Annotated in this window: 17 protein-coding genes; 14 read left to right on the forward strand and 3 right to left on the reverse strand. The window is 45.4% G+C overall.

Annotation, left to right across the window (positions count from 1 at the left end):
* Positions 1–11: 11 nt before the first annotated feature.
* The 8 genes from AB5I83_RS08140 to AB5I83_RS08175 all read left to right on the forward strand — a co-directional run bounded on the left by AB5I83_RS08140 (position 12) and on the right by AB5I83_RS08175 (position 10,553).
* Positions 12–710, forward strand: a complete 699-nt coding sequence (locus AB5I83_RS08140; protein WP_448974364.1) for a hypothetical protein — start codon at positions 12–14, stop codon at positions 708–710.
* 12 nt (positions 711–722) lie between these two features.
* A complete protein-coding gene (locus tag AB5I83_RS08145) occupies positions 723–5,564 on the forward strand; it encodes an Ig-like domain-containing protein (protein ID WP_448974365.1) in 4,842 nt (1,613 codons plus the stop codon).
* A gap of 303 nt (positions 5,565–5,867) precedes the next feature.
* A complete protein-coding gene (gene mreB / locus AB5I83_RS08150; RefSeq protein ID WP_167831143.1) occupies positions 5,868–6,872 on the forward strand; it encodes a rod shape-determining protein in 1,005 nt (334 codons plus the stop codon).
* Between the two features lie 202 nt (positions 6,873–7,074).
* On the forward strand, positions 7,075–7,893 hold the full coding sequence (locus AB5I83_RS08155; protein ID WP_448974368.1) for a flagellar hook-basal body protein: 819 nt from the start codon (positions 7,075–7,077) through the stop codon (positions 7,891–7,893).
* A 106-nt stretch (positions 7,894–7,999) separates the two neighbouring features.
* Complete coding sequence (locus AB5I83_RS08160; protein WP_448974370.1) at positions 8,000–8,848, forward strand: flagellar hook-basal body protein; 849 nt, start codon at positions 8,000–8,002, stop codon at positions 8,846–8,848.
* Between the two features lie 19 nt (positions 8,849–8,867).
* A complete protein-coding gene (locus AB5I83_RS08165; protein ID WP_226086165.1) occupies positions 8,868–9,131 on the forward strand; it encodes a DNA-directed RNA polymerase subunit beta in 264 nt (87 codons plus the stop codon).
* Between the two features lie 87 nt (positions 9,132–9,218).
* Positions 9,219–9,641, forward strand: a complete 423-nt coding sequence (fabZ, locus tag AB5I83_RS08170; RefSeq protein WP_167831147.1) for a 3-hydroxyacyl-ACP dehydratase FabZ — start codon at positions 9,219–9,221, stop codon at positions 9,639–9,641.
* Between the two features lie 612 nt (positions 9,642–10,253).
* On the forward strand, positions 10,254–10,553 hold the full coding sequence (locus AB5I83_RS08175; protein ID WP_448974372.1) for a hypothetical protein: 300 nt from the start codon (positions 10,254–10,256) through the stop codon (positions 10,551–10,553).
* 116 nt (positions 10,554–10,669) lie between these two features.
* Here AB5I83_RS08175 and AB5I83_RS08180 read toward each other — a convergent pair whose 3' ends face one another.
* Complete coding sequence (locus tag AB5I83_RS08180; RefSeq protein ID WP_448974374.1) at positions 10,670–11,104, reverse strand: YwpF-like family protein; 435 nt, start codon at positions 11,102–11,104, stop codon at positions 10,670–10,672.
* A gap of 260 nt (positions 11,105–11,364) precedes the next feature.
* On the opposite strand from AB5I83_RS08180, the gene ssb reads away from it, so the two are divergent.
* The 5 genes from ssb (at position 11,365) to AB5I83_RS08205 (ending at position 16,272) form a co-directional block, all read left to right on the forward strand.
* Complete coding sequence (gene ssb, locus AB5I83_RS08185; protein ID WP_448974376.1) at positions 11,365–11,775, forward strand: single-stranded DNA-binding protein; 411 nt, start codon at positions 11,365–11,367, stop codon at positions 11,773–11,775.
* On the forward strand, positions 11,768–11,974 hold the full coding sequence (locus AB5I83_RS08190; protein WP_167830947.1) for a hypothetical protein: 207 nt from the start codon (positions 11,768–11,770) through the stop codon (positions 11,972–11,974). Before ssb ends, AB5I83_RS08190 begins: the two co-directional genes overlap by 8 nt.
* Positions 11,975–12,258: 284 nt before the next feature.
* A complete protein-coding gene (locus tag AB5I83_RS08195) occupies positions 12,259–14,898 on the forward strand; it encodes an Ig-like domain-containing protein (RefSeq protein WP_448974377.1) in 2,640 nt (879 codons plus the stop codon).
* A 114-nt stretch (positions 14,899–15,012) separates the two neighbouring features.
* Positions 15,013–15,585 (forward strand): hypothetical protein, encoded by a 573-nt coding sequence (locus AB5I83_RS08200; protein WP_448974379.1) that lies wholly within the window; start codon positions 15,013–15,015, stop codon positions 15,583–15,585.
* A gap of 489 nt (positions 15,586–16,074) precedes the next feature.
* Complete coding sequence (locus AB5I83_RS08205; RefSeq protein WP_448974381.1) at positions 16,075–16,272, forward strand: hypothetical protein; 198 nt, start codon at positions 16,075–16,077, stop codon at positions 16,270–16,272.
* A 75-nt stretch (positions 16,273–16,347) separates the two neighbouring features.
* Here the strand turns inward: AB5I83_RS08205 and AB5I83_RS08210 are convergent, their stop codons facing one another.
* Positions 16,348–19,173 (reverse strand): DEAD/DEAH box helicase, encoded by a 2,826-nt coding sequence (locus AB5I83_RS08210; protein WP_448974383.1) that lies wholly within the window; start codon positions 19,171–19,173, stop codon positions 16,348–16,350.
* 102 nt (positions 19,174–19,275) lie between these two features.
* Entirely contained in the window at positions 19,276–20,910 is a 1,635-nt protein-coding gene (locus tag AB5I83_RS08215; protein WP_448974385.1) for an SWIM zinc finger family protein, read from the reverse strand.
* A 312-nt stretch (positions 20,911–21,222) separates the two neighbouring features.
* On the opposite strand from AB5I83_RS08215, the gene AB5I83_RS08220 reads away from it, so the two are divergent.
* Positions 21,223–21,885 carry a hypothetical protein gene (locus AB5I83_RS08220; protein ID WP_448974387.1) on the forward strand — a complete coding sequence of 221 codons (663 nt, stop codon included), beginning with the start codon at positions 21,223–21,225 and terminating at the stop codon, positions 21,883–21,885.
* Positions 21,886–21,889 lie beyond the last annotated feature (4 nt).

Consider the following 21,889-nt stretch of genomic DNA (forward strand, 5'->3'; position numbering starts at 1 on the left):
GTTGAAGAAGATTGGCATACCAGATCATGTTTTACGGCGGTTTGGCAGGAGCGATGATCGCGCTGGTGATTGCGGTTCTGACCTACGTGAAACTTAATATTGCCCAGGTCATTACTGATTTGACGGGCTGGGATTTTCCGGGTGCTGGGAGAAAGGCCCGAAAAACGAAGACCAGCACCCAGGCCGATACAAGCACAAAGCCGACGACAAAGGAAATCCATGTCCGCAAGAATGTCGATAAGGAAGTGGCTGCCGGTGAGTATGTGGAACCAACGGAGAAAATGGCGAGCGGACAGATTGATCCAACAGCTCTTTTGAGTCAGGAGAGCTTCAAGAAGACAGCCTTGCTTAAACAAGAGGGGGTGGAGCCGACGGCATTGCTAGCTCCTGAAGGACTCGAGTCTACGACATTGCTAACACCCGATGGACTCGAGCCTACAGCTTTATTGGAAGAAACTCCAGTGCGAGAACCAGTTGCTGCAACAATTTCATCCAACCAGAGTGTTTCCCATGAGTCTCCAACACAGACAACCATCCTGTCCGATTGGAATGAAACGACCGTCCTGACGGCAGACCCGGACGAAACGACTTTACTTGGTGAAACAACACTATTGGATGACTTCGAGGAAACCACCTTGCTGAATGAAGAGGAACCACGTTTTCAGAAACAAGTGGATATCATGATTGTCCACTCCAATACAATACTTTAAAGGAGAACAAAGATGATGGAACCAAGACGCAAGAAAAAAACGAGCAGGAAATGGGTCATTGCCATACCTGTTATCCTTGTTTTGATCTCGTCCATCCTGGTTTTTAATGGCCGGGTGCTTTCAAACCTATGGGGTGTGAGCAGGAATGTCGAATTCGAAGGCCAGACGTGGAATATGCTTTCGGGTTCTTTCAATCAAAATTGGATGACGAACAAAGAATATATCACTTTTACAGTCGACCTTAGCGATGATTTTGCGAACGCGTCACTGACCCCTCCGGCAGAGCGGCCGTTCAATGTGATGGCTGCGCATGATGGAAATCAGGTCACCGGAATTACATACCAGGAAGTCGGCGGTGATCAATTTGCCGGCAAGTATACGGTGAATGTCCCGTTCAGTGGCGAAGGCCGTCTGGACCTTCAGGTTGAAATGCTGGAAAACGAAGCATGGGGCACAAAGTCTAACGTCCATGCCTTCAGCATTAACAGGGATGCCACAGCTCCGGAAGTCACACTGTCGGGAATCTCTGACGGTGAGCTTTCCACTAAAGAAGTTACGGTCGATGTTGAAGTGACAGAAAAGCATTTTACAAGCAATGATGTTACTGTTACCGCAACTAGGAATGGCAAGGATTACACAAACATGCCTGCATGGAAAAATACGGCTGAAACCTCAAATAACTCGTATTCTTTTTCACAGGAAGGTGAGTACACCCTTACTGTTAAAGCTGAGGACGCAGTTGGCAATGCAAGTCCTGAAAAAACGGTCTCTTTTTCAATCCGCACTAAAGGTCCTGTGCTATCGGTATTACACGGTGCAGAGCAGCTTTCAGGCGAAGAAGTGACGAATGCGAAACAGCTTGACCTTAAATTGACAAGCGGAATTTCGCTCGGCATGGCAACGGTGGCTATTTTTAAAGACGGAAAAGAACTTGAAACAAAGGATATGACGGTGTCTGGCTGGGAAGCGACGCTTAGCTATCCAGTAGCAGCAGATGGTCAATACGAATTCCGGGTATGGGCGAAGGAAAGCCATAGGAATGGGCAGGAATACAACCTCACACCTTTCAAGTTCGTTGCTGACCAGACGTCGCCAACACTGACAATCGATGGTGTGAGTGACGGGAAGGATTATGATGCTGCCAGGGAAATTACAGCAACTGTTGAGGATGCCCACCACAGCACAGCAAGTCTTGAGGTGACGAGGAAGGATATCACTGGAAAAGAAACAACAAGTCCAGTAACTCTCAATAAAGGGAAGGCAACTTTTAAAGCAGAAGAAGACGGCGAATATACGATCACATTGGCAGCAACCGATGGGGCAGGAAATTCTGAGGAAAAATCGCTGCGCTTTAAAATGGACCAGTCAAAGCCGGCGTTCAGTCTTTCTGAAGATGTAAACGGAAAGTATTTCAACACTGACAAGGATTTGACGATTGAGGTGTCTGATATCACGCTCGATCTGACTAAAACAGCGTTGACAGTGAAAAAAGACACTGAGAATTACGTGATTGGATTACTGGAAAAACTTGCGAACCTGTTTAAGGCGCAGGTGGAACATACCTTCACACAAGAAGGGAAATATGAGATCAGCTTGAGTTCTACGGATGGTCTTGGCCATTCAGACTCAATTGAACCTGTGACTTTCACCATCGATAAAACAGCTCCACAGTTAACGGTTGAAAACATCGTGAAAACAGAGGAACAGACAGATGGGCCTCCAAAAGAATCGCGTGATCTGAAAATCAGCGTCAGCGATACGAATATGGACTGGGAGCAAACGAAGATTAATGTGACGAGGAATGACGATGAATTCTTGAACATAACAGGGAAAGATGTGGCAGGCACTCACTCGTTCACCGAGGATGGCAACTATATTGTCAACATCGAGTCCACGGATAAGGCGGGCAATACAACAAAGCATGAAGAAATCAAATTCACGATCGACAACACAAAACCTGAATTGAAGATTTTCGGGGTTGAGCATAACGGACATTATCCTAAGCTTGAAAATCTTGAAATCTCGATCCAGGATTTGACCTTCCTTTTGAGCAAGACGGAACTTGTTGTTAAGAAGGATGGGGAAGACTTTAATCTCGGGGATGGGAAATGGAATGAATCCCTGACTCCTGGCGGTCTGAGAAAAGCGATCCGCAAGCTGAGCTTCACTGAAGAGGGGGATTACGAAATTAGCCTGAAATCAACTGATTTCCTCGGCTTTGAAAATTCCTTGGGACCAGTAAAGTTCACGATTGACTATACAGCTCCAGTAGTCGAAGCAAAAGGTATTGCAGACGGAGCATTTATCCAGAAGGGCAATACGGTAACGATCAAGGTAAAAGAACATAATTTCAAATTCAATGACGTTGATATTGCTGTTGTAAAAGATGGTGAAGCCTACTGGATCGGTGAGTGGGAAAATACCGCGGAAGATTCTGCACTGAGCCATCAGTTCGATGAGGACGGCGATTACGAACTTAGCGTCAAAGCTAAGGATAAAGCTGGAAACGAAGCAGAAGAGCAGAAGCTTCATTTTACAGTCGATAATGTAAAACCTGAAGTCAAGGTCACTGGCGTAACTGACGGCAAGTACTACAATGGCAGCCGTGATGTTAATATCGCAGTCGAAGAACGGAATTTCGCGAATAACAAGGTGGATTTGAAAGTTACGCGCAAGGTTGAAGTGGATGGAGTGAAGATGAACTACTCCATTGGCGAATGGAAAAATGTCGCGAAACGATCAGAATTGGGATATAAATTCGAGAAGGACGGCGATTACGAAATCACTGTAAGCTCGAAGGATGCTGCAGGCAATGAAGCAGCTGAGCAAAAAATTCTTTTCACGATCGACCAGGTAGAACCGGAACTGAGCATCACCGGCGTGGAAGATGACCATAACTACCGGAAAGACAAACCGGTGAATATCAAGATTTCTGACCGCAATGTAGATCTGTCGCAAACGAATTTACGTGTGAGCCGAAATGGCAAGACATACAGCATCGGCGCACCAGAGCTGTCAGGGAAAACGGCTGCAGTCAAGAATTTTACATTCAAGGAAGAAGGCAGCTATGTCATCAATCTAAATACGGCTGATAAGGCAGGCAATAAAAAGAAACATGACCAGATTGCCTTCATTATCGATAAGACGAACCCGGTAGTCAAGATCGATGGGGTTGAAGACAACTCATTCAACCCATCTGGTAAAAATGTAACCATTTCTATTGATGAGCTTAATTTTGCCACAAACAATGTGGATGTCTCAGCAACAAAAGATGGTTCGAACTTCAAAATCGGCACCTGGAAAAACAGCGGCAAGCTTTCGAAGCTGGGCTACAATTTTACCCAGGATGGCTTGTACACAATCCTGGCGACAGCTACGGATAAAGCAGGCAATGGCCCTGTTACGAAGAAAATGACATTCACAGTCGACAAGGTAAAGCCAGCGATTGAAATTAAAGGTGTCGAGAATAATGCTTATTATAATGTTGATAAACCGGTCAGCGTCGCCATCAGGGACGTCAATCTGGATATCAACAAGATCACTGTCACAAGGAATGGAGCTGGATACGGAGTTGGCGGCTTCTCAGTGAGAAATGGCGTCGCATCACTAAGTCATAACTTCAGCAAGGAAGGCGATTATTCAATCCTTGTGGAGGCGACTGACAAGGCGGGCAACAGCTTCAGCAGCACGATGAAATTCACGATCGACAAGACTAAACCGATAATCACGCCGAGATTCAAAGGCGAAAACCGTGTGATCAAGAACGGTGAGTTCATCAATAAAGTGTTCACTCCAGAGTTTGCGCTTGATGAGTCAGAGGACATGATTGTCTCTGCTACATTGAACAATGGTCCGAACCTGGGACGTAATGTTCCGGTTGCTGCCAGAGAAATGAAATACACATACAAGGTCCTGGCCCGCGATAAGGCAGGCAATGAAACATCGCTCGAAATCAGCTTCACACTTGATACAACAAAACCGAAGCTCGATATTTCCGGCGTGCTCGATGGGTTCTTCAACAAAGACATCGCGCCAAAAGTGACGTATTCGGATATTCATTTAGACTCTAGCAAAACATCTGTCACTCTGAACGGCAAGCCATTTAAAAATGGAACGAAGCTCGAGTATGAACAGGATTATATCCTTAAAGCTGTAGTCACAGATTTGGCAGAAAACGTGACAACAAGGACAATCGTCTTTACGATCGACAAAACGTCACCTGTCATCAAGTTCAAAGAGCCAATCTCGAACAAGTACTTCAATACAGACTTGCTGCCACAGCTGCTGATCGAGGATATGAGCGCCTATGACATCATTGCGATGATGCTTGATGGAAAGCCATATGAAGCCGGCGATCACATCAAGGAAGAAGGTAAGCACGTCATGTTCTTCGAGGTAAAAGACAAGGCAGGCAACATCCAGCAGCTGAGCGTGGAGTTCATCATCGACAAAACAGCGCCGAAAGTTGTTGTTGAAGGGGTAAAAGAAAAAGAGAAATACTACGATCCAGTAGAAATCACCATCCGCCTGGATAATCCAAATGACACCCTGAAATCAGTCGAGATTAACGGCGAGCTGTTCAAAGGCGATGTCATCGAAGAAAACGGCTACCAGGTGATCAAAACAAAACTGGCAGAAATCAAGCCATACAAAATCAAAGTAACGGCCTATGACGATGCAGGAAATGAGAAAAGCAAAGTCATTTCATTTGAGATCGTCAAAAAAGGCGCGCTCGTAAAGTTTGTTGAAAACAAACCTCTACTGGGAGGCACACTGGCAGGAGCCATTGGCCTGATCGCGGCTGCAGCAACTGTTTTGGTTCGCAGACGCAAGGTGAAGGTTGAGGAAGAATAAGGTTGATGTGAAAGGCCCGGGAGAGATCTCGGGTTCTTTTATTGGGTAGGCCCTTCTGCTTGGTAACTTATATGTGACAAATTTAAACAAATTGTTGCAAATTTTTTTGTTGGAAGTTACTTATTTAATATTGTTGTGATAAAATAAACAATTAGGGTAGAATATGGTTCGCAGATTGCGGCAGCGTCTGTGTAATCTCGGACATCGCGATCTATTTTTACATAGATGAGGGGTTTCGACAGCTGAGATAACGAGGCTAAATCAGCCGCAGCCAGCGCATTTGTCAAGGAGGAAAAAAGAAGAATGTTTGCTAGGGATATCGGGATTGACCTTGGTACTGCCAATGTGTTGATCCATGTTAAAGGCCGTGGAATTGTCTTGAATGAACCGTCTGTTGTGGCGATTGATAAGAATACGAATAAGGTTTTGGCTGTTGGGGAAGAGGCGCGCCAAATGGTTGGGCGTACACCTGGCAATATCGTAGCGATTCGACCGTTGAAAGATGGAGTAATCGCAGATTTCGATGTAACGGAGTCTATGCTTAAGCATTTCATCAATAAATTGAATGTAAAAGGCTTCCTTTCTAAGCCGCGCATCCTGATTTGCTGCCCGACGAATATTACAAGCGTTGAGCAAAAGGCGATTAAGGAAGCTGCTGAAAAGAGTGGCGGCAAGAAGGTCTATCTTGAAGAAGAGCCAAAGGTTGCGGCAATCGGCGCTGGCATGGATATCTTCCAGCCTAGTGGCAACATGGTTGTGGATATCGGTGGCGGGACGACTGATGTAGCTGTCCTGTCAATGGGCGATATTGTTACATCACAGTCCATTAAAATGGCCGGCGACAAGTTTGACGCTGAAATTTTAAATTACATTAAACGTGAATATAAGCTGTTGATTGGTGAGAGAACAGCTGAAAATATCAAGATTCAAATTGGAACTGTCTTCCCAGGCAGCCGCAGTGAGGAAATGGACATCCGCGGACGCGATATGGTATCCGGACTTCCTCGCACAATTTCCGTTCGCTCTGAGGAGATAGAAAAAGCATTGAGGGAATCAGTCGCTGTAATCGTTCAGGCGGCAAAAACAGTGTTGGAGAAGACTCCACCTGAATTGTCCGCAGATATCATTGACCGCGGCGTCATTTTGACGGGCGGCGGCGCATTGCTTCATGGCATCGATCAACTTATGCAGGAAGAACTAAAGGTGCCGGTTTTAATCGCTGATAATCCAATGGATTGCGTTGCTATAGGTACTGGAATCATGCTAGATAATATCGACCGGATTGCAGGCCGTCGCAGAATCGTATAAAAATAAAATCTGGAATTGCTTCGGTAGTGAATACGAAGGATTCCAGATTTTTTTGCTTTTTCACCAATATTTCTGGAATAAAACCCAAAATCCTACATTTTCCTGCAAATTTTTAATGTTTCTTGCCGATATATTTCTTATAATAGAAAGTAGTGAAAAAATTTCCTGAGAAGTTAGGGATTTTTCCAATAGAGGTGGAAGTATGTTTAAAGGTTTTTACACTGTAGCTTCCGGTATGCTTGCACAGCAGCGCAGGACGGAAATGCTGACAAATAATATGTCTAATGCCAATACGCCGGGGTATAAAGCGGATCAGGCAGGGATGCGGGCTTTCCCCGACATGCTGCTTCAACGCTTTGATAAGCAGCAAATCCCGACTGAAAAGGGCTTGAATTTGCCGTTTGCTAAGGAAATCGGCACAATCAATACAGGGGTTTATATGCAAGAAGCGATTCCGAAATTCATCCAGGGTGATCTGCGAGAAACCGGGCGGAAGACGGATGTTGCCTTGCAAGATATAAATATGCCTGAAAATGGTTCGGTGTTTTTTACAGTGCGCAACACAGATGGCACAGTTCGATATACAAGGAATGGGAATTTCACGATAGATGCGCAGGGTAATTTAACAACAGGGAGCGGCCATTATGTTTTGAATTCAGCTGGCCAGCAAATCCAGCTCTCGAGCGATCGTTTTACAGTAAATGAAGGCGGTGTACTAATCGGCGAAAATGGCGAGGAAGCAACTCTTGGGGTGGCTTATGCGAACAATCCGCTGCGCTTGATTAAAGAAGGAGATGGCCTGTTCCGTACGGAAGATGGCGGCGAACTGCCAACTGCTGTTGGAAATGCAGGCGTCCAATTCAGGATGCAGCAGGGTTTCCTTGAACAATCTAACGTCGATATCAGCAGGACGATGACCGACATGATGTCAGCCTACCGGGCATTCGAAGCGAACCAGAAGATTCTCCAGGCTTATGATAAAAGCATGGATAAGGCTGCGAACGAAATCGGAAGGCTATAATTATTCTGCGTTGAATTTTAGAAGGAAAATCGAAAGAATAAGAATTCTGGATCAAATTTTAAAAGGAATCGCTCACCTATACAGGAAGCGTATTGAGGTATAAAATATGAACAGAACAATGATCACCGCAACCAATACATTATCCCAGCTGCAAAAGCAGATGGACATGATCAGCCACAACCTTGCCAATATCGATACAGCAGGATACAAGCGCCGTGAAGCTTCTTTTACCGACCTGCTTGTTCAGGAATACAGGAATCAGCCGAATAATGCGCTTGAGCCGCAGAACCGGATGACACCATTTAATATCCGTCAGGGTACGGGTGCGAGGCTTGGCCAAATCCAGCTGATCCTGTCACAGGGCAGTTTGAAATCAACTGGACGTGAGCTTGATACGGCATTTACGGCAGAAGGGCAATTTTACAGGGTGATGGTCCAGAATGAAGACGGAAGTTCAGCGATGCGTTTGACACGCAATGGTGCACTCTATCTATCACCGCTGTCTGATAATGAGTCAATGCTTGTCAATAGCGACGGGCATGCGATACTAGATGAGAATAACCAGCCAATTACAATCGCGGGCAAAGTGAAAAATTTCAGGATTAACGAAACGGGCGGTTTTAAGGCTGAAATGTATGATGGGACAAGCGAAGAATTCAATCTTGGTGTAGTATTGGTTGAGAAGCCGCAATTTTTGGAGCAAAAAGGCGGAAATCTGCTTGGATTGCCAGACAACCTGGCTGAACTTGGAGTAGACGAAGGAGACATCCTTACTAATCTGACTGGCCAATTGCGCGATCGTGTATCGATCGAGCAGCGTGTCCTGGAGCAATCGAATGTAGAAATGAGCAAAGAAATGACGGATTTAATCAATGTACAGAGGAGCTATCAGTTCCACTCGAAATCGATTACACTGGCTGATCAAATGCTCGGACTAGTGAATGGAATCCGTTAAGAGGGGAAGAACAATCAATATGGCTTTGAACAAGAATAATCAAGAAGCATTAACGCGTGAAGAAGTGAAAAAAGAGAAGAAGCAAACACGCGAGAAAAAGAAAAGAATCCGGGTTCGCCTTATTCCGATCTGGCTTCGGATTATTATTGTGCTCGTTCTTTTCGCAGCAAGCATTACGCTTGGCGCCATGTTCGGCTACGGTGTCATGGGAAGCGGCAAAGCGAAGGATGTTTTTGAGAAGTCAACCTGGACTCATATTATTGATTTGGTAAATAGAGAATAATTTTTTGAAGGAAGGGAGGTTTCCCTTCCTTTTTAGTTAGGTTTTTTAGTACAATGGTTAGTAAGTATTAGTAGGAGGTACTAAATTATGATGGACATCACTCAAATCAAAGAAATCATCCCGCACCGCTATCCATTTCTGCTTGTTGATAAAATTATTGAAATCGAAGACGGAAAAAGGGCAGTCGGCATTAAAAATGTGACTGCTAATGAGGAGTTCTTCAACGGACATTTCCCAGATTACCCGGTCATGCCAGGAGTGCTGATTGTTGAGGCCTTGGCTCAGGTTGGAGCAGTTGCTGTTTTGAAGCTAGAAGAAAACCGCGGCAAAATCGGCTTTTTCGCTGGTATCGACAACTGCCGTTTTAAAAGGCAGGTAAAACCAGGCGACCAGCTCAGACTGGAAGTAGAGATGATCAAGCTGCGCGGACCGATTGGAAAAGGAAAAGCGGTCGCTACAGTTGATGGCGAATTGGCTTGTGAAGCGGAGATTACATTTGCGATTAAATAGATTTTTGATGGAACCCAATGCGTTGTGTTGGGTTCTTTTTTTACATAATTAGGAAGACGGTGCAATTGTGCGATTTGTTGGTGTAATTAATGGTGATGACGGTGCAATTAATCGTGATATTGGTGCAATTAGGCTGGAGAACGGTGCAATTATCAAGCTGAACTAACAGAATAATACTTCCAGCGAGGCTCTTTTGATGCTCGTCATTTACATAATTAGGAAGACGGTGCAATTAATCGTGATATTGATGCAATTAGGCTGGAGAACGGTGCAATTATCACTCCGAACTAAGAGAATAATTTTTCCAGCACTTAAATTTGGCTCTATTGAACACTATTCTTGTGCAATTTATAGGTTTTTAGCTTCCGGTGTAGTGAATAGCTGAGGAATTACTGGTTTTTTACTCTAAGTTCAGCTTTTTTCGTAAAAAGCAAGCTGGGTTTTGCTTTTTGCTTGGAAGACTGTGTTGCACATACATCGTTTAACCATAAAAATCTTTTCCACACAATTTTTTTACAAAATAATGCAAGTTTTTTTCATTGGTGGGCAATCTAACTGCAGACCCGTGCAACAGGTCTCAAAAATACCTATTAATGAAAGGGGCTTTTACTCATGAAGAAAAAGCTATTAATGTTAATCGGTGGCTCTTTGCTATCGGCTATGTTCCTTGCTGGCTGTGCGAATGACCAGGATCCTCCTGCGGAAGACGATGTGGATATCGAGAATCCGGCAGATGACAATGGCAATGTCGACGATGATGGCATGATTGATGACAACAATGGCAACAACGGAGAAAACAACGACATCAACACCGAAAACGATGGCGACATGATGGAAGACAACAATGAACCTGGCGAAGATGCTGTTGAAGACAACCTTGATATGAACGACGAGGACAATAACGATCAATAATGCAAAAAGGGCAGGTGTGCAAATTCCTGCCCATTTATTTTGGTTTGGAAAGCCAGTTCAATAACCTTGCGAAAAATCCTCCACAAAAAAACTCCAGCTAGTCAGCGGGAGTTTCGTTACACCTTTTTCGGCTGCAAAATCTGCGGTCTTGTGATGATCTTTTCCTTGAATTCTGCAAGCAGTTCTTCGCCTTTATAGCCTTTATCCATTAAATATTCCAGCAATTTTTCCGGGTAATCGCTCTTCGGCTTGGTGAGCTTTCCGGTTAAAAGGATGCTGGCATGCGTACTTAGCTCCTTCACACAGCAAACTTTTGTTAAAAATGCTGCCGGGTCGTTCTCTCGTTTGGTGATGACGACTTGGACGATGATTTCTTTGTCGTTGTCGCATGCATCCTGGAAATAAGGGATGTATTTATGATCGGCAAAAACCTCGACGAGCCAGGTCCCTTTTTCATCCTCTTTATTGATAATCAGGCCGTCTTCCATTTCGATATCCACTAAAGCATCATCATCAGCAAGCTGCATTGAAATCAACTTAAACGTCTTCATGTCAACCACCTCCCGTAATTCTTGTCCAAATTATAACACAGTATGAATCGAAAACGAAAAAAAGCCCATTTGTCGAAAGAAAAATTTCTGAATTGCTAAAATTCATTTTTGAGAGTATCAGGTGTGTGGAAAACTCAAATTTCCAGAGCTAACTTGATGGTTTGACGCAGTTTTTGCAGACAAAAACACGATTTTCGACATTTTACCACAGCTCTAAAAAGGATTATCATCGGGGTATCAAGAAGAAAGGAGATGAAAAGGTGATCAATCAAGTAACGCTAGTCGGCCGGCTGACGAAAGATCCGGAACTCAGGTTTACACCTGACGGCAAAGCGGTGTCGAATATCACGCTTGCGGTAAACCGGCATTATAAAAACGCCAGCGGCGAAATTGAGGCTGATTTTGTCCACTGCATCCTCTGGGGCAAAACGGCAGAAAACACAGCGAATTACTGTAAAAAAGGAGCAGTGCTCGGTGTGACCGGACGAATCCAGACCCGTAATTACGATAACCAGGAAGGCAAACGTGTTTATGTGACAGAAGTGGTTGCTGAGGGAGTGCGATTTTTAAGTTCGAAGCCGGCAGGTACGCGGGAAACTCAGCATACATCGCAGGCCTCCATGCAGCCTCAGCCTGTTCCGATACAAAGGGAGGAGCTTCCATTTGTATAGCGAAACCGATTCAATCGAAAAGCTGCTTGTCAGCTTGATTAAAATGGTTGGAAAAAGCAATGAGAAGGTCGACGAACTCACCAAGCGTGTCCGCCAGCTCGAAATCGCCTCCAAAGAACTGCAGATTAACCGCGTCTACTCCTTCATAGCCGAGCCGCCAAGACCAAATTCCAGCAGAAAAGAATATGTCAGGAAGTAAGTGATTTTTGTAAAGAGAATAGAATTCAACACTAACGAATTTTCCTCGAAAACCCTCACATAGGACCTTTGAGAGAGAAATTCAATAAACGGATCTCCAATAAACCCTCTAATTTTGATGCCGGCTGATTTAGCCGGTCTTTTTGCGTCAAAAGGATTTTCTTTAAAAATCTGTAAGTTTAAAATAGATAGTAAAACCATAATTTGGTTTATATTACATTTTATTATAATCGTATATAATCTTGGGAGATGGTATGCATTTTTTAACGAGAGAGGAAAGTGTGTGTGAAGAAGTTTTTTGCGGGTGTTGGATTTTTGGTTGTCTTGTTTTTGGGATTGCAGCAGGCCGGTGCTGAGACGATTCAGGGTAATATCACGGCTGATACGACATGGACAAAGGAGGGTTCTCCATACAGAGTTGGAATCATTACGATTGATCCTGGAGTGACGTTGACGGTTGAGCCTGGTGTAGAAATCATCAATTCTGGGAGTCCTTCCTGGATTGATGTAAAAGGCAAATTGAATGTTAAGGGTACGTCCGAGGAGAAAGTCATCATTAAGGATGTTCTGCTAAAAGGCTTCGATTTCACAGGCAGTTCTATCAATATTGAACATGCGAATATCAGAAGGACGAACAGAGGCTTTCTCATTACCTCGTTGTACAGGGAAGTCATCCTCCGCAACAATGAGTTTACAGGCGGGGATGTCTCGATCGGATCGCCTACTATGAGCATTCTAATTGAAAATAACCTTTTCCAGGACAATGCGTGGCTTGACTTGAATAATGGATTAGCGAATGTACTGGTCCATCGGAATACTTTTTTTAATAAAGAAGACTATTATCCGTCAATCCGGATGTCTTGCAGCGATCCTAACTGTAAATCTCCTAATATCACAATCTCGGAGAATAACTTCTTCGGCTTTCCATCCTTTTTTATAGAAGTTGAAAAGGGCAGGGGTCTTATATACAACGGAACTAATAATTACTGGAGCACAACCGATACGGCGCAGATGAAGCGGAGAATCCTTGACGGAGCGAGGGACGACCGGCTTTCATCAGCCATCCTCGGTTTCAGCCCGATTGCCTATAAACCTATTAATAACGGGCTGCCATTCGGCAATCTTGAAGCACCGACAGTCCATCAAGTCGGTGATGGGGAAACAATTGTTACCGGTCTGACTGATGGTGATTCCACTGTAAAAATTTTTAAGGATGACGTGTTGGTTGGGGAAGGGCAGTCGAACACAGAGGGAGCTTTCTCTGTAAGTATTCCCCCTCAGCATGGCGGAAGTGTGCTGACGGTTACTTCTGTTGACAGCTATGGCAGGATCAGTCCGGAGACAACCATTATGGTAAGCGATACGTCAGCGCCGGAACCGCCGCAGGTCAATAAGGTGAACGACCAGGCAACGAAGGTTGAAGGCAGTACCGAGCCAGGCGCGGCTGTAATTGTAAAAGTGGCTGGTGCTGAAAAACGGACGACTGCCGACGACAATGGTAATTTTTCCGTAGAGATAAATCCGCAGATAGCGGGAACAGTCATTGAAGTCCAGGCGCTTGATGCTGCTGGCAACCTGAGTGGAATCACAACGGTTACTGTCGTGGATGAGCAGGCGCCTGCCAGACCGGTGGTCACATCTGGTGAAGTGACAGACCAGTCAACATCTTTGCAGGGAACGGCAGAACCTCATTCGAAGGTAAAATTACTGCAGGATGATCAAGTGATTCTTTCTGCGTTTGCAGACAGTAATGGCAACTTTTCAATAACATTTAGTAATCGATTCAAGGGTGATTCCGTCATTAAAATAGTCGCTGAAGATCTTGCCGGGAATGTCAGCGAGCCGGCAATCATTACAGTAAAAGACGTAACTCCGCCTTATGTGGATATCAACAGGTGGGAATATGTCAACGAGAAGTCATCAGAGGTTAAAGGTTTCGCGGAGCCAGGGGCTTTTGTAGAAATTTTGAAAAATGGTACAGCTATCGGATCAGGTACAGCGCTTGCTGACGGAACATTCACGATTTCTATTCCTGTTCAGCCTGGCGGTACCGAGCTGGTCATTAGGGCGACTGATAAAGCAGGGAACTTTGGCAGTGTTAAGGTGAACGTCATTGACTTGCCAGATCCGCTTCCGTTAACGGTCGAGCCTATCAATACGCTTAGCACCATTTTAAAAGGAAAAACAGCTACAAATGTGTTCGTGAACATTGAAATCGATGGTGTACTCCACGTGGTGCAGGCGGATGGGAATGGATATTTTGAATTGAAGATCTCACCGCTAAAAGAAGGGACCTTGGTGTCATTCCTGGCCAATAATGACGAAGGGCACTATAGCGAAGAAGTTGTAGTGTCGGTATCCTGGAAAGCTCCGAGCGGCTGGTATAAGGCTGCAGATGGCTTCTGGTATTTCTACGATCCGGTGACAGGCAGCCTGAAGACTGGCTGGCTGAAATGGAATAACAAATGGTACTATTTCGAAGCAGACGGAAAGATGAAGGTTGGCTGGAAGCAGCTAGGCAGCACCTGGTATTATCTGAACTCAGATGGCACGATGCGTGTCGGCTGGCTCAGCTATGGAGGCAAGTGGTACTACTTCCCTTCGAGCGGGGCGATGCAAACAGGTCTCGCGGCTGTGGGGGGCAAGTGGTATTATTTCAGCAGCGGCGGCATGATGCAGACCGGCTGGCAAAAAATCAATCAAAAATGGTACTACTTCAATTCTGGCGGCGCAGGGCAAATTGGCTGGGTAAAGTTAAGCAGTAAATGGTACTATTTTAACACCAGTGCCATCATGCAAACTGGCTGGCAGAAAATCGGCGGCAAGTGGTACTACTTCAACAGCGGCGGTGCGATGGTAACCAGCTGGAATACGATTGGAAATAAACGATACTACTTCAATTCCAGTGGAGTATGGCTATATTAGAGAGTTATTTTAACCTTGTTCATTCATTGAACAAGGTTTTTTTGTGCGTTTAGAAGGTGATTTGTAAATAAATGGAGAATATCTATACTAAAGAACTATTTTATCTGGAGGGTTATGATGAATAAAAAAATCTTGTTCAGCTTTTTAGGAGTTCTGGTGGTGTTATTGTCGGTGGCAGGTTACAAGCAGGTGATTGAGGCAAAGGAAAAAGAGTTGGATATGCAGTACCTCAACCATATCCCTACAGTGCTTTATGATGATTTGCAATTGGAATTGTATGAATACGGTCAGTGCAAAGAGGATACCAGAGAGGATCGCGAAAAAGAACCGTCTGTGGTAGAACCGAGTTCTTGTGAAACCGTAACGATGGAAGAAGCGCTCGCTGGAAAACAGGCCGATACCTTCGATTCAGGTAAAACACTGACGGTCAAAAGCCGGAAGCCATCCGGCGAATTAGAAGATAACAAAGGGCCTGCAGACGGCGTAAGAAGGACATCCAGCGGTGGATTTACAAAGGATGGTGCCAGCCTTGGACCTGATGATGTAAAAATCACGGATCTGGTATCGGAAGACCAGATCGTAAGTACTGTCGTTCTTCCCGATGCCCCGGGATACTATACAGGCAATATGGATATTAGTACACCATCAGGTACCAAACAATTTGTGTATCATTTTAATTTAAAATAAGGCACTTTTTTCATCCATTGTTGATTTTCGTATAGATGTGTGAATTCTTAAGCGGATAGGCTCCGTCTATTGTATGTGGAGGACCTTTTGAAACTGATATTAAGGGGAGAAATTCCGTCTATTGTACATGGAGAACCCTTTTTATACCGATATAAGCGGAGAGATTCCGGTTAACGTCTATAAAAAGCACAAAATTCATCAATTGGGATGAAATAAACGGAAAAATGACCCTTATTTTTAAGAAAATAAGGGTCGTTTCCAATTTAAGCGGAGTTTGTCTGTTTATTTTTCAAACACTGTGACAGCAATAAATTAATGAGTACCCAGCCCAGCGCTTCCTTTGTTAAAGGGTACGTCCCTTTAATTCTTTAAGGAAATACACAAGATTTTTTAATCGATTTACAGGAAATTGTAAAATTATGGAGTATATTGTAGTGGAAATCAATTAGTAGTCGAAACTGCATTTTAGCCAAATTGGGGGAAAAGCTAATGCTGAATAAAATCTTATCTTGGAAACTAACACCATCTTTATGCCTTGGGATTATGTTCGGATCAATAATTGCTAATATGGGGAATTTTTTTAGTGCGATAATATTTAGTGTTTCTGGATTAATATTTTTGAAGGTAGTGATTGATAGAATAGAAACTCTGAAAGCAGAGTTAAAGAAAAGAGACATTAACCTTTAAATGAGGACGCACCCCATGTTTCCTTCGTTTCGCTAAACAAAAGGAGCAAAGGGTCCGGCCCCTCGCTCCTTCGGCTTATGACAAAAACACCAAATCATGCAATTCATCAGTCGACAGTTCGGTGATCCAGCTGTCGCTCTGGATGATCTGGTCGTTCAGCGACTGCTTTTTCTCGAGCATGGCATCAATTTTTTCCTCCAGCGTGCCGGTGCTGATCAGCTTGTGCACGTGCACGAAGCGGCTCTGGCCGATGCGGTAGGCGCGGTCAGTCGCCTGGTTTTCGACAGCCGGATTCCACCAGCGGTCGTAGTGGACCACATGGTTTGCCGCAGTCAGGTTCAACCCGGTTCCGCCAGCCTTCAGCGACAGCAGGAACACAGGGAATTCGCGGTTCTGGAATTTTGTGATCAATTCATCACGCTTTGTCTTCGGCAGGCTGCCGTTCAGGAACGGAACATCAATGCCGAACTTCTTTTTCAGCGCGGCCTGGATCATTTCACCCATTCCGATATACTGGGTAAAAATGATGCAGCTTTCTTCCTGGTCGAGGACAGCGCTCACCAGTTCGATCATTTTCTCCATCTTCGCGGACCGGTCGATCAGCTGCTTCGGATTTTCCTCTTTCAAATATAGAGCAGGGTGGTTGCACAGCTGCTTCAGCCTGCTTAGCATTTGTAAAATCAGGCCTTTGCGCTCAAAGCTCGATAGTGTTTCGATCTGGGCGAAGGTATCTTTTACAAGCTGCTCATATAATGAAGCCTGCTCCACAGACAGCGGGCAGTATTCCTTCTGTTCAACCTTGTCAGGCAGGTTCAGCGCCACATCTTCATCCTTCTTCGTCCGTCTCAAGAGGAACGGCTTGATCAGCGACTGAAGCTGGCTGATTTTCTCCTTCTTGTCTTCTTTTTCAATCGGCAGGATGAACTGCTTCTGGAACTGTCCGGCGCTGCCAAGATAGCCGCGATTCGTGAAATCAAAAATCGACCACAGCTCAGACAGGCGGTTTTCCATCGGCGTCCCGGTCAGGGCGATATGGTGCTTGCCCTTCAGCTTCCTCACCGCACGCGACTGCTTCGTATCGGCATTCTTGATATTTTGCGCCTCGTCAATCGCGATGCTGCTCCATTCAATGCTTTCAAGATCTTCGAAATCGAGGTGTGTCAGTCCATAAGATGTCAACACGATATCTGAGCCTGTTGCTTCTTCGGCAAAAGCACTGCCCTTCAGGCGGTTCGGCCCATAATGAAGATGGACGCGCAAATCAGGAGCAAAGCGCTCGATCTCTTTCTGCCAGTTTCCGAGAACAGAAGTCGGACAGATGATCAACGCCGGGTGATCATCGTTTTCCTGCTCTTTTACCGACAGGATATAAGAAATCAGCTGAATCGTCTTCCCGAGGCCCATGTCATCGGCAAGCAAGGCGCCAAATCCATACTTCCGCAGGAACAGCAGCCAGTTCATGCCGAGCTTCTGGTACGGACGCAGCTCGCCATGCAATCCAGCTGGAACCGGCATATCCGGGATTTCCTTGGTTTCTGACAGCTGCTTCATCATCTGCTTCCAGTGGCGGTTCAGCTCGATCTGGATTTTAGCGAATGCCCTTGGGTCCTCGAGACCTTCACCGTCTTCTTCCTCATCCGAAAGCTCCTGCTGCAGCAGGTCGCGGATGTGGAGACCTTCCTTATCAGCCTTCTTCATCAAATCCTGGATCTGGCGGATGAATCCATGGTCAAGCTTGATCCAGCGGCCTTTCAGATAGACAAGCCTGCGCTTCTCATTCACAAGGCGCTGGAAATCATCCTCGCTCAGGTCAACACCGTTCATCGAAAAACGCCAGTCGTAATCGAGCATTGCATTCAAGCCGACAAATGAGCGGCGATAGCCAGTCTGGCCCTTCAAACGCGCCTTTACCTTGAGGTTCGCGTTCTTGATCGCTTCCCACCAGGAAGGCAGGAGAATTTCGATGCCGAGTGCAATCAGCGTTTCGCTTGCCTCGGTCAAAAACATCCACGCTTCGTCTTCAGAGAGAGTAGATTTCAGGCGGCCGTCTTCCTCAATCCATGGAAAAATCGCAGCAAGCCGCTTTTCTTCATCCTCAACTTTATCGCTATATAAGTCCCAGCCGGCAGGATAGCTTTCATAATCGCGGGCTTCAATCAGCATAGGCTCTTCTTTTCCGCGCAAAAATAACCCAAGCTTCCAGTCACCAAGATCATCCAGTGGTTCCTCAAGGCGCATTCCAATCGAAAACGGTGCCGGATTTTCCTTAAGGCCAATCCACTCAAGCCAGCGGTCCTCGTCAAAATAAGCAGCCAGCTGTGAAGAGGATAGCTGCTTTTTCCGCAAAACATCAAGCTTGTCGCCAAGCAGATACTTCATCGTCTCATTTTCGTGGAAGTAGGACTCCAGACCATGATGGAACAGATTCGCTACGAAATCACGCACGGCTAGTTGGTCATCATTTACCTTGAGAGTTTCCTCCCAGAATGGCTCATGGAACTCATCAAGCACGCTCACCGGAAGCTTCCAGCGAAAATCCTCGCCATCTAGCTGGGTAAAATCAGGATGCCATTCCTTCGCAAGGATCGCATCATAAATCGCGTGGGCTGTCGACAGGCAGATATCGCCAAGGTCATCCCATTCCCACTCGACAAGCCGATTGAAGCTTTCCTCGCCAAACAACGTCACCAGCTGCCAGGCGCTCAAGGTCACACCCTCGGCAGAACCCCATTTGTCAGCCTCCAGCATCGTTCCATAATAACTCTCCTTATGGCGGAAAAAGAGCAGCTTCTTCCATTCAGAGGTCTTAAGGTCAAAACCATCAAAATCCTCAGCACTTAAAAAATACCGCCCGCCAGCAACAGGCATTACATCTATATGAAACTGCTTAATCTCAAGCATCAAAAGCACCTCCTTGGCGAGACATGGGGACGGTTATCCTGTCTCTTTCTCACATTAAACTGCACCATACGCTTCCTTCGTAAAGGAGCAAAAACTAAGTCCCTATGCTTCCTCCACCTCAATCAACTTGTTCCTTGTACATTCTTCATGGAAAGCCCTCAATCGTTTCGTCCTCACGAGCAGCTTTCCGAAAAATTCTTCCCATTCCGGCACACGTTTCAGTTTTTTATAAACCGTCCGCAACTTTTTGAGCAAGCGTGCGGCCTGCTTGTAGCTGCTGCGGTTTTTCATTTCAACTAAATCGCCGATCATCTGGTGATACAGCGGAATCAGGACTTCAGGAGCTTCTTTCTGTAAAACTTTAATCCGCTCGCTTGAAATCGAATTATATTCAAAGCCGAAGTAGGACTGCAATTCGCCCCATTGTTCGTATTGCTGTTTTTCAAATAAGGAATCTTCATATTCGTAAAAGCTGTATGGCATTGCCTGTGCCAGCGCCCGGTCATACAGCTCGCCGCGGCCGATTTCACGAGTATACGTGCCGACAAGCTTCAAGGCGTAGCGGGTGAATTTTTTACAAGCATAATAATCACTCAGGTGCTTCAGGTAATTCCGCAGCTGCTGGACTAGGTATTCGATGAAAGGACCCATCCGGTTCCATTCGCGCTGCACGCGGAAGCCGTCGAGCCAATAAAACATATATGGAAGCGAACCGATGGAAAGAGAAGTGAATACCTTCAACGCTTCTCCGTCTTGCTTCGCTAAAACAAGCTGATGAATCAATGCGATTTCCTCGACCAGATCCCGCTTATCATCGCCAAACGCCTCCAGACGAGCCCGTTCGGCATCACGCCAGCTGCCATTTTTAAAAAGTTTTTCCCATAACAGCCGATACAAATCAATCCGGTCATAACCAACAGACGCATCGGGCACCGTCAATCCGACTGTTTCATCCTTTAGCCGTTCCAAAAACGTATCAAACGAAAACGGCATTGTCCCATAGGCAAGGCGCTCGACGTATTCCTCTGCATCATTGAACAGATCCTCGAACAGCGGCCGGTAATAACGGTCCATTGTCGGCATATCATCGTGCCCCATTTCGCCGGCCAGTTCAGTGAGCAAATTGAAGGAATGGACACAAGCTGCAATCATATAAAGGTTTTTCCAAACAGCCTCCAGCGGTGCAGAAACCTCAACGCGACGAATATAGGAACGGAACAATCCGGGCAGAACATAGGCTTTAGGTTCGCCCTGGCCTTTGACGATCTCCTCGAAGCTCTCACGAAAGGAAGCGGCCCAGCTATCATAATCATGACCCGTCCGAGTATCCTTTTTAACAAGATCCTTGGCACGCTGCAAGCCCCATTTTTCCGCATTCAGCTGTTCCTTGGCAGGCTTGCGCCAGGCTTCGACCCAGTCAGAGACACTCGCGACATCGCTGTACGCCTGAAAAAACGCAGCCAAACGATGGCGGCAGAAGGAATGAGCAGGGCAGGTACAGCTGCTCTCCTCAGGATCTGACACATTTATGTACACACGAACCGGCGTTACGTCCTGCACCGTCGCCCAGATCGACTTCACCATATACTTCAGATGGTGGACCGTCCCCTGGCGATAGAGCATCAGCCCTTTTTGAACAAGACGCGCGTCCTCCTCGACCTCCGATTTGAGCATCCTATTCAATTTTTCAGCAGCTTCTTTAAAAATCGGTGCCTGGTTATCAGGTATGACAGCCACAGCGATTCCCCCGTTCATGCAGCATCAATTCTTCACTTTTTGCAAAATCCTGTCAGAATTCGACAAGCCTATTGGATAGGCAATGCTAAAATCGTGTCATAAGTAACTTTTAATCCATTCGAAAAAAACATATTCTTCTATTATAACCAAAAATGAGCCATTAGAGGAGAGGTGATGTGGGTTTTTGCAAATTGATGAAACAATGCGGCAGGAATGTTCGTCCAAAGAGTAGATGTCATCCTGATATTATTTTAATAATTGGAATTTTTCATATAGAATAGAAAATACAAAGACTAACCTGGGGGACAAACGATGAATAACCGAGTAGAAGTGTTTCGCGGCTTGTTTAATTATAAATATTTTACATACAAATTAAGGGATTCTGAGTATGTTCCCGGTGTCTGGAAAAATACATTCCTGCTCATCCTGCTAAGCGGCCTGGTATTCGGGATCAGTGCTTATTTCGGGATTGGCTCGGAATATCTGTCAAAAAAATTGACATCGATTTCCCGGGAAGAATACGAGATGCAAAAGCTTCTGTTCATGGCTGGCCAGACAATCCTTGGCATCGTTTTCGGCGCCATCATGATTTTCCTGCCGGCATTATTCTTTTGGACACTGTCCGATGTGGACCTTAAGAAGCTGCTGACAGTCCAATTTTTCGTTCTGCCAATCTTCCTTTTTGAAAAAATAATCGGGATCCCGCTCGCGCTTTCACTTGGCCTGACTCAGGTTTCCTCGCCGTTCGCACTTGGCACGGTTGCACAATACATAACCGGAAATGATTTCGTCATCTATTTCCTGGCTTCTATATCGATTTTTAAAGTATGGGCTATTTTCATAGAATACAAGTATTTGAAAATGCTGACAGGTAAAAACCCGAAGATCGTCCTGCTGATGGTCATTGGCATCAATCTCATCATCTGGCTGTTTGCGGCACTCGTTTCATTCATCCAATTCGATAAGATTCTATAAGGGA

It is taken from the genome of Mesobacillus sp. LC4, assembly GCF_053543455.1.